The sequence below is a fragment of the Nocardia coubleae NBRC 108252 genome (genome assembly GCF_001612805.1).
GTDB classification, from domain to species: domain Bacteria; phylum Actinomycetota; class Actinomycetes; order Mycobacteriales; family Mycobacteriaceae; genus Nocardia; species Nocardia coubleae.
Window position 1 is genome coordinate 22,291 of record NZ_BDBD01000006.1, and the last position, 13,627, is coordinate 35,917.

12 protein-coding genes are annotated in these 13,627 nt (G+C 66.6%); 7 read left to right on the forward strand and 5 right to left on the reverse strand.

From position 1 onward, the window contains the following. Nucleotides 1-112: 112 nt before the first annotated feature. Genes NCO8_RS05435 through NCO8_RS05445 form a run of 3 tightly spaced genes read right to left on the reverse strand, consistent with a single transcriptional unit; the run spans nt 113 to nt 3,539 of the window. Complete coding sequence (locus NCO8_RS05435) at nt 113-1,180, reverse strand: methionine synthase (protein ID WP_084456619.1); 1,068 nt, start codon at nt 1,178-1,180, stop codon at nt 113-115. Nucleotides 1,181-1,218: 38 nt separating this feature from the next. Next, nucleotides 1,219-2,334: a tRNA 2-thiouridine(34) synthase MnmA gene (gene mnmA, locus NCO8_RS05440; protein ID WP_067636930.1), complete on the reverse strand. Its 1,116-nt coding sequence runs from the start codon at nt 2,332-2,334 to the stop codon at nt 1,219-1,221. Next, on the reverse strand, nt 2,334-3,539 hold the full coding sequence (locus tag NCO8_RS05445; RefSeq protein WP_067636931.1) for a cysteine desulfurase family protein: 1,206 nt from the start codon (nt 3,537-3,539) through the stop codon (nt 2,334-2,336). Before NCO8_RS05445 ends, mnmA begins: the two co-directional genes overlap by 1 nt. Before the next feature lie 457 nt (nt 3,540-3,996). Between NCO8_RS05445 and NCO8_RS05450 the strand changes: the two genes are divergently transcribed. From NCO8_RS05450 to NCO8_RS05470, 5 genes are all read left to right on the forward strand, one after another. Then, nucleotides 3,997-5,127: a hypothetical protein gene (locus NCO8_RS05450; RefSeq protein ID WP_067636933.1), complete on the forward strand. Its 1,131-nt coding sequence runs from the start codon at nt 3,997-3,999 to the stop codon at nt 5,125-5,127. Next, nucleotides 5,111-5,749 (forward strand): hypothetical protein, encoded by a 639-nt coding sequence (locus NCO8_RS31085; RefSeq protein ID WP_157104779.1) that lies wholly within the window; start codon nt 5,111-5,113, stop codon nt 5,747-5,749. Before NCO8_RS05450 ends, NCO8_RS31085 begins: the two co-directional genes overlap by 17 nt. Beyond that, nucleotides 5,746-6,180, forward strand: a complete 435-nt coding sequence (locus NCO8_RS31090) for a hypothetical protein (RefSeq protein WP_157104780.1) — start codon at nt 5,746-5,748, stop codon at nt 6,178-6,180. Before NCO8_RS31085 ends, NCO8_RS31090 begins: the two co-directional genes overlap by 4 nt. Nucleotides 6,181-6,507: 327 nt before the next feature. Continuing rightward, the gene (locus NCO8_RS05465; RefSeq protein WP_067636940.1) at nt 6,508-7,698 is read left to right on the forward strand and encodes a serine hydrolase domain-containing protein; all 1,191 of its coding nucleotides are present in this window, start codon (nt 6,508-6,510) and stop codon (nt 7,696-7,698) included. Nucleotides 7,699-7,747: 49 nt separating this feature from the next. Further along, a complete protein-coding gene (locus NCO8_RS05470) occupies nt 7,748-9,253 on the forward strand; it encodes an alpha/beta fold hydrolase (protein ID WP_245655248.1) in 1,506 nt (501 codons plus the stop codon). A gap of 43 nt (nt 9,254-9,296) precedes the next feature. Here the strand turns inward: NCO8_RS05470 and NCO8_RS05475 are convergent, their stop codons facing one another. Continuing rightward, entirely contained in the window at nt 9,297-9,941 is a 645-nt protein-coding gene (locus tag NCO8_RS05475; protein WP_067493207.1) for a response regulator, read from the reverse strand. Continuing rightward, the gene (locus tag NCO8_RS05480; RefSeq protein ID WP_067636944.1) at nt 9,929-11,176 is read right to left on the reverse strand and encodes a sensor histidine kinase; all 1,248 of its coding nucleotides are present in this window, start codon (nt 11,174-11,176) and stop codon (nt 9,929-9,931) included. The genes NCO8_RS05475 and NCO8_RS05480 overlap by 13 nt, the downstream gene beginning before the upstream one ends. 128 nt (nt 11,177-11,304) lie before the next feature. Here NCO8_RS05480 and NCO8_RS05485 point away from each other — a divergent pair, with 128 nt between their 5' ends. Then, nucleotides 11,305-12,138: an SDR family oxidoreductase gene (locus NCO8_RS05485; protein WP_067637005.1), complete on the forward strand. Its 834-nt coding sequence runs from the start codon at nt 11,305-11,307 to the stop codon at nt 12,136-12,138. A gap of 565 nt (nt 12,139-12,703) precedes the next feature. Further along, on the forward strand, nt 12,704-13,609 hold the full coding sequence (locus tag NCO8_RS05495) for an IS5 family transposase (protein WP_067636947.1): 906 nt from the start codon (nt 12,704-12,706) through the stop codon (nt 13,607-13,609). The last annotated feature ends 18 nt before the right edge of the window (nt 13,610-13,627 follow it).

A 13,627-nucleotide genomic window follows, 5' to 3' on the forward strand; every position in this document is an offset into this window, starting at 1 on the left:
GCCACCGACACTTTCGGCGACCGTCCGGGCCCGTCGCCGACCCGTCTTCCACTGAGGTCCGAACCCCGGACGCCGAAGCACCCGCCTGGCTACGGCACCGGACAGGCGACCGCTACTCGACGTTCAACGACTCCGGTTCCTCGGCGAAAGCGCGCGCCACCTCGGTGCTGAGCGCGAGTGCACGGCGGGACCATTCGAGAGAGGCACCGGCCAGCCCACAGGCGGGGGTCACCAGGATCTGGGTGGCCAGGGTCGCGCGAGGGAAGCCGAGCCGGTCGACCAGGCGGACGGCGGGTTCGGCGATCTCGCGCCAGGTGATCGGCGCGGCCGGCTGCTCGGCCGGGGTGAGGCCGAGGGCGATCTTCTTGCCCTGATCGACGATGTCGCCGAGGGCGTCGAGGTCGGCGGTGGTGATGGTCGCGGCATCGAAGGAGATGCCTGCGGCGGCGGTGCGGCCAATCGTGGCCAGGGCGGGACGAGATGCGCAGGTGTGCAACAGGACCGGCGCGTTCTGCGCCTCGATCACGGTGTCGAGAATGCGCAGGGCGTCGGGTTCGGGAAGCGCGCGAATGGTGTTGAGGATGCTCGGCCCCTGCAACGAACCTTCGAGCACCGTGGAGAGCTGCGGTTCGTCCAGCTGGATGACCACCCGGGCCCCCAGCCTTCTGCGCACCTCGTCCGCGTGCCGCGCCAAACCTTCGGCGAGAGACTCCGAAAGATCGCGCACCGCACCGGGATCGGTGAGAATCCGATGTCCACCGGGCAGTTCCACTTCGGCGGCCAGGGTGAGCGGTCCCGCCGACTGCAGCTTCACGACACGGCCGGTTCCAGCCGAACCCGCTGTCTCCCAGGCTTCTTCGATCGCATCGAGATCGAACTGGAGCAGGTCACGTGCCCGGCGGGACACCGAGCCCGGGCGAGCGGCCAGCCGGTAACCGCGCGTGGTGGAATCGAAGCGCAGATCCACCAGCAGCGCCGACACCCGGCCGATCATGTCGGCGCCGATCCCGCGCTGCGGCAGTTCGACCAGGTGCGCGAGGTCGGGCAGTTCACCGATGATCGTCGCGGCGGCTTCCCTCGGATCGGTACCCGGCCACGACCCGATGCCCGTGGCGATGCCGCCGACGAGAAGGTCCGCGGGCGCGCTCTCCTCGGAGTTCTTGCTTCGCGACAATGTCACGTGCACAACACCTTTCGTGTCGTCGAACGGCGCGCTCCTCAGGCGGAAGCGTCGGTGATCCCCGCGTCGACCCCGGCACGATCGGTGCCGTTGATGGTGCCGCTGCCGACCACGGTGTCGCCACCGTCGGCATCGGGCAGGTAGAGCACGATGGCCTGACCCTTCGCGACACCGCTGAGCGGTTCACGCAGCCGCGCGACCAGCCCGTCACCCACCGGTTCGACCACAGCGGGCGCGGTGCCGCCGTGGGCGCGCACCTGCACCACGCACTCGACCGGTTCGGTCGGGCGCACGCCGGAGGTCCAGATGGCGCGGTCAGCGGTGATGACGTCGACCTGCAGGTCTTCCACCGAGCCGACCTTCACCGTGCCGGAATCGGGGTCGATCCCGGTGACGTAGCGAGGCTTGCCGTCGGCGGCGGTGTGGCTCAGGCCGAGGCCCTTGCGCTGACCGACGGTGAACCCGTGCACGCCTTCATGGGTGCCGAGCACGGTGCCGTCGGAATCGACGAGCGCACCGGGGCGGATGCCGATCTTGGCGCCGAGGAACGCCCGGGTGTCGCCGGAGGGGATGAAGCAGATGTCGTGGCTGTCGGGCTTGTTCGCCACCGCGAGACCCCGCTCGGCCGCTTCCTCCCGGATACGCGGCTTCGGGGTGTCGCCGACCGGGAACATGGCCCGGGACAGCTGCTCCGCGGTGAGGACCGCGAGCACATAGGACTGGTCCTTGTCCGCGTCGACCGCGCGGCGCAGCACACCGTCTTCGAGGCGGGCGTAGTGCCCGGTGACCACGGCGTCGAAGCCGAGGGCCTGCGCGCGGTCGGCCAGGGCGGAGAACTTGATCTTCTCGTTGCAGCGCAGGCACGGGTTCGGGGTCTCGCCCGCGGCGTAGGCGGCGACGAAATCGTCGATCACGTCTTCTTTGAAGCGGTCGGCGAAATCCCACACGTAGAACGGAATGCCGAGCACATCGGCGGCGCGCCGGGCGTCACCGGCGTCTTCCTTGGAGCAGCAGCCACGCGAGCCGGTACGCAGGGTGCCCGGCGACGCCGACAGCGCCAGGTGCACCCCGACCACCTCGTGACCGGCGTCCACGGCCCGCGCCGCGGCCACCGCCGAATCGACTCCACCACTCATGGCGGCAAGTACTCGCATCAGGCACCTCCTCTAGCGCCGGCCAGACCCGCGGCCCTGGCCCTTTCGATGACCTGCGGCAGCACGGTCAGCAATGTGTCGATATCGGATTCGGTCGAGGTGTGGCCCAGCGAGAACCGCAGCGAACTGCGCGCCTGCCACGGCTCGACACCCATGGCGATCAGGACGTGACTCGGCGAGGCCACCCCCGCGTTGCACGCCGAGCCGGTCGAGCATTCGATACCGGCGGCGTCGAGCAGCATCAGCAGGGAATCACCCTCGCAACCGGGGAAGGTGAAGTGGGCGTTGCCGGGGAGTCTGCGGTCATCGGCCGGACCGTTGAGCACAGCGTCGGGTTCCAACGCGAGCACACCGGCGATCAGCTTGTCTCGCAACGCTTTCAGGCTGTGCGCGGCCTCGACGGAGGCGGCGCGCAGGGCGGCGGCGAAGCCGACGGCGGCCGCCACGTCGGAGGTTCCCGAACGCAGGTCGCGTTCGTGCCCGCCACCGTGGATCAGCGGCACACAGGGCACCTGCCGACCGAGCAGCAGCACGCCAATCCCGTGCGGACCGCCGACCTTGTGCCCCGCCACGCTCAGCGCGGCCAACCCGCTCGCCCCGAAATCGACCGGAACCTGGGTCACCGCCTGGATCGCGTCGCTGTGCATCGGAATATCGAATTCCTGTGCGACGGCAGCCAATTCGGCTATCGGCTGGACGGTGCCGACCTCGTTGTTGGCCCACATCACACTCACCAGCGCCACTTCGTCACCGTGCGCCTCGAGCACTTCGCGCAGCGCGTGCGGCGACACCACACCCTCACCGTCGACGGGCAACCAGCTCACCTGCGCACCCTCGTGCTGCTCGAGCCACTCCACCGCGTCGAGCACCGCGTGATGCTCGACGGAGCTCACCACCAGGCGGGTCCGGCGCGGATCGGCCGCCCGACGCCCCCAGAAAATCCCCTTGATCGCGAGATTGTCGCTCTCGGTGCCCCCAGAGGTGAAGATCACTTCCGACGGCCGCGCCCCCAGCTCAGCGGCGATCGACTCCCGCGCCTCCTCGAGCGTCCGCCGCGCGGCCCGCCCCGACCCGTGCAGCGACGAGGCGTTCCCCACCATCCCCAAGGCAGCCGTCATCGCCTCGACAGCGGCAGGCAACATCGGAGTGGTCGCCGCGTGATCGAGGTAGACCGTCTTGGGCGCACCCGAATAAGCCGACTTCATGACGGACAAAGCCTATACCACCGCTGACCTGGTCATCTTCGGGGTCCACCCCTGCTTCCTACGATTTTCTCGGACTCGTCCACGACTCTCAACATGAGTGGCACCCGCCTGTATTCCTGGATCCATGACATGAAGGCCGACTGAACAGGCCGAGGCGGGCTGCAGGAGGTGATGCAGAGCGGACGTCAGGCAGTGAACCCAGCAGCCGCGTAGGCAAGACAGGACGGGCAGCAGGTTCGAGAGCGGAATAGCCCGCCATGCAGCCAACTACTGAGCGAGATTGCGCTGGTCTCGACAGGGACATAGCCGCACGGCACCGAATTCGCCACCATCGTTGCGCTTGACCTTGTGAAGCGAGCCTCAGGTTCTCCGCCCGGGTACCCATTTCACTTATCGGGCAGCGCAACCCCCGCAATGATCGCCTAAGCTACTTTCGTGTCGTTGAGGGGGAGATGTCGTGAACGACATGGCCGTACAGGTAGCCGTTCTCGATGGATTCGGGTTGGACCTGCAGGAAGTGGGGGCGAACTTCTCCTCGAACGCCTCACGCATGCTGTCGGGACTCTCGATTCCCAGCGGATCGGCTGGACTACTCGCCTCGCTGAGTACACCGTTCGAGAACTTCAAGGCGACGCTGTCCGCAGCGCATGAACAGGATCTGACGAACCTCGCGTCGTATCAAACGAACCTTGCCACCGCCTCGCGTGAGTTCCAAGGCACAGACCACGTCGCCGCGCAGGCGATCTCGACCCTGTCGTCGAGCGGGCTGAGCGATCTCGCCGTAGCGGGAAACAACATGGTCAGTGGAGGGTTGACCCGGTTCACCGGACTTCAGCTACCGACGTTGCCACTGGTCGAAGACGAGCAGTTCACGGTGCGACAGGTAGTCGAGTCCGCAGTCCAGTCTCTGATGCATTTCGACGAGCCGTTGAGCCGAGCGATCGGTATCAAACCTGCCGCCGACTATCTTGTACCGTTGGCTGCGGACTGGGAAGCCCTGGAGACCCTGGGCGGTCGCATTCGTCAGCTCGGTTTCAACGACTTCGTGGCATCGGAAAACCTGTCGAGCGGAGTGCGGTGGTTGCAGGGCAACTGGACGGGCGGCGCCGGTGAGGCTTTCGCTTCGACCGCGAGCCGTCTCGCGCAAGCTGTCGCCGTGAGGAGCTCCGATCTCGATGTCGTCTCGAAGATCATTGCCAACGGTGCAGCTTGCCTGGAACGCTTGGTGTACAACCAGGCGATGGGTTGGAGCAGCGGACTATCCCAGCCGTTGAGCATGCTCGGCTTCACCCTCCCCCTCGGAGCATGGGCCCAACTCATCGATCGACCGATGAGCCAATCCAACAAGTCCCAGATCGTTTCAGCCGTCGATACGTTGAAGGCGGCATCGGACGCCCGACGAGACGCGATCACGACCATGATCGGAAAGATCTCCCGAGCGCTCGAATACACGCCGGGGAGCACCGCTCCCGTTTACTCCGCAGCTGAATACGAGGTACCCGACAAAGTGATCGCCGATCTCGGTACGACCCGCTACGGGTACGGGAACAACGTGTGGTGGGAGGCCAGCCTTGCATCCCCCGCCTGACCGACAGCTTCCAGAAGACCGTGCGATCTACGGCTCGAAGACCAGCGCTGCGGACAAGGCAGAAGCTGCCGCAAACAGCGTCGATGCGGCAGCCGTTCAGTCGTGGTTCGACGTGCAAGGTTATACTTTCGCCGAAGATCTCCTGAGTATATATCTGGGAAACAACGATGCCGGCTTCGAAAACGAAATAAGCTCGGCGCAATTTAATCAGATCATGCAAAGCGGCAACGCGCAACAAAAGGTCGCCGAATGCCTCGACGAGATCAAAGAGCAAGCACGCCAGGATCCTCAGATCGGCGTCACTCGCGACTTGACTTCACAATGGCTGGGTGCGGAGGAAACAGAAGGCGACCTGTTCTACGCACTGGGCCACTATGACATTGCCGTCGGCAGCTCCACAACAGTCATCGAGGGCAAGGACGGTCTCCTCGCCGAGATCATGTATAAAGTCTACGTATACGACTTCTACAACTACGATAAAAAGCAGCTCGAGGCTCTCAGTCTGAATATCGGGAATACCCTCAACAACGAGATGCGTCAGCTCGAAGAAGCCGGATGGGCGCGCAGCTTCCGATCTCGAGGTGCTTCCACCGGAACTATGAGATGGTTCGACAAGCTGTGAAACGTGCCGCATGGACTCTCTACCTGTGTATATCCGCCGGTTCGATCGCGATAGCAACCGGCGGGTGCTCGCAGGAAGCCGAAGGCCTTCGCAATATGTCCGAATGCTCGGGCGTTGTCTTCCCCGACGGAGCAAAAACGATATGGTTCGACCATGACGGAGGATTCAATGTGTCGAACACCGTGGCGGTGATCGACATCCCGCTCGACACTGTCGAAGAGTTCAAGCAGCGATCGGGATTTGCACCCTTCGCTCCTGGGGTTCCGAAGTCATGGAGATCCTACTGGGAGGCGACGGGCATGGTCGACCAATTGGCGAGCGCCACCGAGAATGAGCATTCGGCGAAAGACAACAGGGAGCCACGGCGGTACGTCGTCATCCATGACGGCGGCGGCGATACACGGCGGGTTTTCGTCCGCGCAAATTGCTGAGCCGCGCGTTCGACGGCCGGCGGATGCGCCACACCGGGCAGACACTGTCGCCCAACTGCGTAGACCAGCCCGCTGACCTGGTCCTGCAACTTCTCCGATTCGTGCACGATTCTCAAACATGCATGGCGCCCGTCTGTCTTCCTGAGTCACCGATCGTAGGCCCGGTGAGCAGGCGTGGTGGTGCTGGCACTACCACTTCGCGGCAGTAGGCGGGAACCCGTATTCGGGTGCGCGTGGCATGGGCGGGCGGGTTGTCGATTCCTAAGCTCGAAATCGTCGGAAACACACCGATGATTTCCGGCTCGAACAGGAGAAAAGACGCTGCTCATGAACCGATTTCGGTGGAACTCCGGTAAAGCGGGCCTTTCAGTTGTTGTGGTGGGTGCGGTGCTCGCGGTGGCCGCGTGCGGGGGTGGGACGTCGGTGGGGGCACCGGACGAGGTGGTGACGATGCCGCCGCCCGCGGTGGCCGCCGCGATGGACGCGGTGGTTCGCCAGGGATTCCCGGGTGTCCAGGTGGTGATCGATGGGCCCGGCGGGCATCGGACGTTCGGTGCGGGCGTCGGTGATCTGGGCACCGGCGCACCGTTCCCGGACGACGCGCGCGTCCGGATCGGGAGCAACACCAAGACCTATGTGACCACGGTGATCATGCAGTTGGTCGCCGAGGGCAAGGTCGATCTGGACGCGTCGATCGAGCGCTACCTGCCCGGGGTGGTGCGCGGCAGCGGCAACGACGGCAACCGGATCACGGTGCGGCAGGTGTTGCAGCACACCAGCGGGGTGCCGGACTATCTGGGCAGTGGGTCCGGCGACGGCATCGCAGCCCAGAATTCCCAGCAGCTCGATCCGGACGAGGAAGCGCTGCGGTGGCAGCACTTCGAGATGACCGAGTTGGTCCGGCTGGCGATGACGACACCGCCGCAGTTCGAACCGGGCGCGAAATCGGTGTACACGAACACCAATTACCTGCTGGCCGGCCTGCTGATCGAGCGGGTGACGGGCAATCCGGCCGCCGACGAGATCGGGCGCCGGATCCTCGAGCCGCTCGGTCTGCGCGACACCTATGTGCCCGCTTCCCGCGAAACCGGCATCCGTGGCCCGCATGCCCGTGGCTACCACCGGGTCGACGGTGAGCCGGTCGATTTCACCGACTTCGACCCGTCCTGGGCCGCCACCGCCGGTGACATGGTCGCCACCGCGACCGATCTGAACCGCTTCTTCATCGCGTTGCTGTCCGGCAAGCTTTTGCCGCCTGCGCAATTGGCCGAAATGCAGCGCACTGTGCCGTTCGACCGGATGCCGGGCGCGGACTACGGACTCGCTCTGATCCACCGGACCGCGCCGTGCGGTGCGCAGGTGTGGGGGCACGGCGGCAGCATTCCCGGCTTCGAGACCCGCAACGGCGTGACGGCCGAGGGCACCGCGGTGACCGTCACGGTCAACCAGTTGCCGACCACCGACGAAGAGGCCGACGCGGTGAACAGCGTGCTGGACGCCGCCCTGTGCGCCTCGTGATCACCCGCCACCAAGGGCTATGCGGCCGAACAACATACGAGGAGAAGCAGTGAAACGCGCGAAAGGGCTGACGGTCGCCCTGACTGGCCTGATGGCCTGTGCCGCCCTGATCGGCTGTGCCGGTCCCGAGGCGGAGGCGGACCCACACACCGCGGTGCCGGACCGGTTCACCGGTCAGCAACTGGAGTGGAAAGACTGCGGGGTTCCGAAACTGGACGAGGCCGGGGCACAGTGCGCCGATGTCACCGTGCCGGTGAACTACGCCGACCCACAGGGTCCGACGCTGACGGTGGCGATCTCCCGGATCGCCGGTTCCGACCCCCAGCGCGGCGTCATGCTGTCCAATTCGGGCGGTCCCGGTGGTGAAGGCCTGGACTTCATGGTCGATGTCGGCAAGGCGATGACGCCCGAGGTGCGGGCTCGTTACGACCTGATCGGGATGGACCCGCGTGGTGTCGGGCGCTCGTCGGCCGTCGATTGCAAGTGGCCGGTCGGCTTCGGGTTGCATTCGGCTGGGCTCGACGCGGTCGGCTTCGCGGAATCCGTTGCTATGCAAGGCGATCTGGCCGCCCGCTGTGCCGCAACCGAAGGGGCGCGGCTGCCCCACATCACCACCCGCAACACCGCACGGGACATGGACGTCATCCGCGGCCTTCTCGGCGCGGAGAAGATCAGTTACTTCGGCACCTCGTACGGCACCTACCTCGGTGCGGTGTACATGCAGATGTTCCCCGACCGCAGCGACCGGATGGTGCTCGACAGCGCGGCCGACCCGGACGAGTACGGGCCGGTCGGCATGATGCAGGCCATGGGCCCACTCAACGAGGCCGCGTTCGACCTGTGGGCGGATTGGGTCGCGGCGCGTGACGCGGAATACCACTTCGGTACCAGCCGCGCCCAGGTTCGCGAGGCCGTTCGAGCGCTGATCGGACAGGCCGCGGTCACACCGATCCGGTTGGGCGAGTACGAGATCGACGAACACTGGCTGCCGGTGGTGTTGTTCGTCGGGTTGGACAGCCCCGACCAGTACGAGATGGTGGCCCGACAGATCCGGACCATCGCCGACGCCGCCGCGGGAAAGCCCGCCCAGCCCGACGAGACACTGGATTCCACTCTCGGATTCGTCTTGAAGGCGCGGCCGAATGACAATTCGTCGCAGATGGCGATCATGTGCGGTGACGTGGCCACGCCGCGCGATCCCGCGTTCTACCGGCGCAATATCGAGGCCGCCCGCGCCACCCAGCCGCTGTTCGCCGGGTTCACCAACAACATCACTCCGTGCGCGTTCTGGGCGCCGCCCGTCGAACCGGCCACGGTGGTGCGCAACTCGGTGCCTGCCCTGATCGTGCAGTCCACCGGTGACACCAGGACCACCTACGACGGGGCTGTCGCCCTGCACGAGGATCTGAGCGCTTCCCGCATGGTCACTCTCCAGGATGTGCCGATCCACTGGATCTTCGGGCGATACCCGAACTCCTGCGTGTACTCGGCGGTGAACACCTACTTCCGAGACGGCACGCTGCCCGCCGACGACATGACCTGTCGAGCCGACTGACCGGACTCGGGTGTGGCCCTGAACCCTGCACGGGTTCAGGGCTTCACGCGTTCAAGTAGGCAAGCACGGCGAGAACCCGACGATGGCCGACGTCCTCGGCAGACAGTCCCAGCTTCGCGAAAATGCTCCGAATATGTTTGTGCACAGCGCCTTCGCTGACCACCAGCCGCTCGGCGATGGTGGCGTTGTTGTGGCCCTCCGCCATCAGCGCGAGCACCTCGCGCTCGCGGGCGGTCAGCGCGGCCATCGGGTCGTCGGCCTTGCGGCGCACCAGCAGTTGCGAGATCACCTCGGGGTCCATCGCGGTGCCACCGGCCGCGACCCGGCGCAGCGAATCGAGGAAGCGATCGACCTTGCCGACCCGCTCCTTGAGCAGATAGCCGACACCGCCCATCCCGTCGCCGAGCAGCTCCGCGGCGTAGCTGTCCTCCACCCAGGACGACAGCACCAGCACGGGCAGCCCGGGGTGCAGTTTGCGTGCGCTGACGGCCGCGCGTAAGCCGTCGTCGGTGAATGTGGGCGGCAGGCGCACATCGACGACCACCGCGTCCGGGCGATCAGCCGCCACCGCCGTGAGAAAGTCGTCGGCGTTGTCCACGGCGGCGACCACCTCGATACCCGCGGTGCTCAGCAGCAGCACCAGCCCCTCGCGCAGCAGGGCATTGTCCTCGGCGATCATGACCCGCACGGCAACTCCACCCGCACTACAGTAGGGCCACCGGGTGGACTGGTCAGCGTCATCCGGCCGTCGAGTGCCTCGGCCCTGCGCCGGATTCCGGCCAGCCCGCCGTCGTAGGTCTCCACGGCGCCGCCCACGCCGTCGTCGCGGATCTCGATCGTCAACAGCTCGGGCGCACCGCCCAGCACCAGCGAGATGCCCGTGGCACCGGAATGCTTGGTGGCGTTGGTGAGTGCCTCGGTGATGACGAAGTACGCCGCCGCCTCCACCGCGGCGGGTCGCCTGCCGACCTCGTGGAGGTCGAGCGTGCAGGGGATCGGGTTGCGGGCGGCCACCGCCGCGACGGCACTGGCCAGGCCACGGTCGGTGAGCACCGGCGGGTACACGTTGCGCACCACATCACGCAGCTCGGCCAGCGCGGCCGTCGCGGTGTCCTGTGCCTTGCGCACGAGCTCGCGCGCGGTGTCCGGGTCCTGGTCGCGCAGCTGGTCGGCCAGTCCGAGCTGCATGATCACCGCCGCGAGGCGCGCCTGCGCACCGTCGTGCAGGTCGCGTTCGATGCGGCGCAGTTCGGCGCCGTGCGCGTCGAGTGCGGCGGCGCGGGTGGCGGTGAGGGCCGCGACCCGGTCTGCCAGCAGGGCGCCCTCGGGTGGTTTCAGCAGGGCGCGGGTGGCCATCGCCTGCCAGCGCGCGGCGACGGGGAGTTGCAGAGTCACCAGGGCCACCGGGATCGCGAGGACGAAGCTCAGTATCGCCCTCGGCCACGAGTCGACCGTGAATCCGAAACTGGCGAACTCCTCCCCCGGCGGCATCAGTTGCCAGAATGCGGGGATCGTCAGCTGGATGAGCGTGCTGAGCGGGAGGGCGAGGGCGAATACGGCGAGGTAGAGGCCGGTCAGCGCGTGGGCGGCCAGCCAGCCGAAGTCCCGGCGGTTCGCCGGATCGGTGAACACCGTCGCGACTCGCTGCCGCAGGCCACCGGTGAACGGCTGATAGGCCTGCACCGCGGGTTCATCGAGGTAGCGTGCCGCTCGGCGCCGATCGAACGACACCAACGGGCGGACCAGCCGAACAGCCTCGGGCAGTGCCGGTATCCCGACCCCGATCAGGCAGAAGGCGCCGACGATCAGCACGCCGACCACCGCGAACAGCGCGAGCAGAGCGGTGACGCCACCGACCGCCAGGTACCAGACAGCGCCCGGCAACCGCCGTGCTTTGTCTCGCGCCGAGCGCAGGGCCTTCATCACCTCGCCATGCTGTCAGAACGGGACGCGACCGTGCCCGGCCGGTCCGCCAGTCCGAACCCTTGACCCCAAGTCGAGTTGAGGTCTTAGCGTGGCGTTCGTCGATCACCACGCGAGAGGACATGCTCATGATTCTGGTTACCGGGGCCACCGGAAATATCGGCGGCCCGTTGCTGAAAGAGTTGCGGGCGTTCAGCTCCGAGCCGATCAGGGCACTCACCCGTGATCTTTCCGGCGCTGCCTTCCCGGCGGGGATCGAGGCGGTCGAGGGCGACCTGGCCGACCCCGCCTCGGTGGCGACGGCGCTGGATGGGGTGCGGTCGATGTTCCTCGTGCCGGGGATCGGGCCGGACGCCGAGATCATCGACCGCGCCCGTCGAGCCGGTGTCGAGCATGTGGTTCTGGTGTCGTCGATCACCGTGGAGACCCACCCTCACCTCGGTCCCGCAGTCGACAAGGCGTCGGTGGAGAAGATTCTCGAGGCCAGTGGGATGAATTGGACGATTCTGCGGCCGACGCAGTTCGCATCCAATGCGCTCATGTGGGCACCGACCATCCAGGCGGGGCAGCCCGTCCAGCTGCCCTACGCCGACGTCGGGCTCCCCACGATTCATCCCGCCGATATCGCCTCGGTGGTCCGGGTCGCGCTGACCGAACCCGGGCACCGAGGGCAACGGTATGCGCTCACCGGCCCCGCACCGGTGAGCGCGCGTCAGCAGGTGACGACCATCGCCGGACTGCTGCACCGCGACGTCGAGGTCACCGAGATCACCCGCGAGGAAGCCCGGGCAGGGATGGTCGCGGTCTTCGGGGAGGACGCCGCCGACGCCGTCCTGGATGTGACGGGTGGCGATGTCAACCACGCGCTGCTGCGGGTGCGTGACACCGTCGCTCGAGTCACGGGGTCAGCGGCCAGGACCTTCGAGCAGTGGGCCGAGGAGAACATCGACTCCTTCCGGTGAGGGTCACCGGACGGGGAACGAACCGACGAGTCCGCCGTCGATGACGAGGTCCTGCCCGGTTGCCGCCGGCACCCGACCACTACCCGACGACATGCCCGCCGCCGCACTCTGGGCACGCCTCGAGATCCCCGCCACCGACCTCGACCCCGACACCACCGACCACCACCCGAACCAGCAGGCTGGCTCACTCCTACGCGTGTACTCACGCGGGCTCCTGAATGGCAGCTACCGCCTGCGTAATGAACGTCTCTCACCCCTGCAAGTGAAGCCGACTATGCACTCTCAAGACTAAGAGCAGCCCGCGCGATTAGCGGCATTCCCGGACTGCGAGAGATGTCAAGCCATGCCGCATACGACGACCGCAATGCTGATTGCGGACTACCGGATTCGGACCGGGGTTCGGCCCGCAGCTAGGTTCTGTCTCGAAGTCAGTGATGGGGTGGCACCGCGCAGCGATGCCACCCCATCAGCACGTTCGGTCGAAGCTGTTGCCCGCGTTGGCATATAGGTGAGGTCTCCGGTATTTCGGATTAGCGACCAAGCAAATCTGAACACCGGAGACCTCGTGGCCAGCCTAGCGGTGGCGGGGCGAGCGGACCTGACCGATGCCCAATGGGCGCGGTTGGAGCCGCTGCTGCCTCGTGGGAAGAAGGCGGGTCGCCCGCCGAAATGGACGAAACGCCAGCTCATCGATGGGATCCGGTGGCGGTGCCGGGTCGGGTCGCCGTGGCGCGACGTTCCGGCCGAGTACGGGTCGTGGCAAGCGGTCTACGGATTGTTCCGGCGATGGCAGCGTGCCGGGTCGTGGGCGGCGATCGTGACCTCGCTGCAGGTCCTGGCTGATGCGGCCGGAGTGATCGAATGGCAGGTCAGTGTGGATTCCACCATCACCCGCGCGCATCCGCATGCTGCCGGTGCCCGCCGCGACGGTGGCGGGCAGGCCGAACCGCCCGCTGGTCCGGGGCAGTGCGAGCCGTCCGATCACGGGCTGGGGCGGTCGAGAGGCGGGTGGACCAGCAAGCTGCATCTGGCGTGCGATCAGGGCTGCCGGGTGTTGTCGGTCTTGATCACCGCGGGTCAGGCTGGTGACAGTCCGCAGTTCCAGGCGGTGCTTGACGGCATCGCGGTGCCGAAACTCGGTGGCGGTCGAGCGCGAGTGCGGCCAGAACGAGTGTTGGCGGACAAGGCGTACTCGAGCCGCGTCAACCGGGAATGGTTGCGTCGTCACAAGATCAAGGCAACGATTCCGGTCCCTGCGGATCAGGCCGCGCATCGGCGTCGGCGTGGGAGTTCCGGTGGGCGGCCACCGGCGTTCGATCCGGTGGTCTACCGTGATCGCAATGCTGTTGAGCGGGGTATCAACCAGCTGAAACAGCATCGGGCGGTGGCTACTCGGTTCGACAAGCTCGTTGTCCGTTATCAAGCCACGATCCATGTCGCTGTCATCAATCAATGGCTTAGACACTCGTGAGGGTGGGCCAGTGGCCGC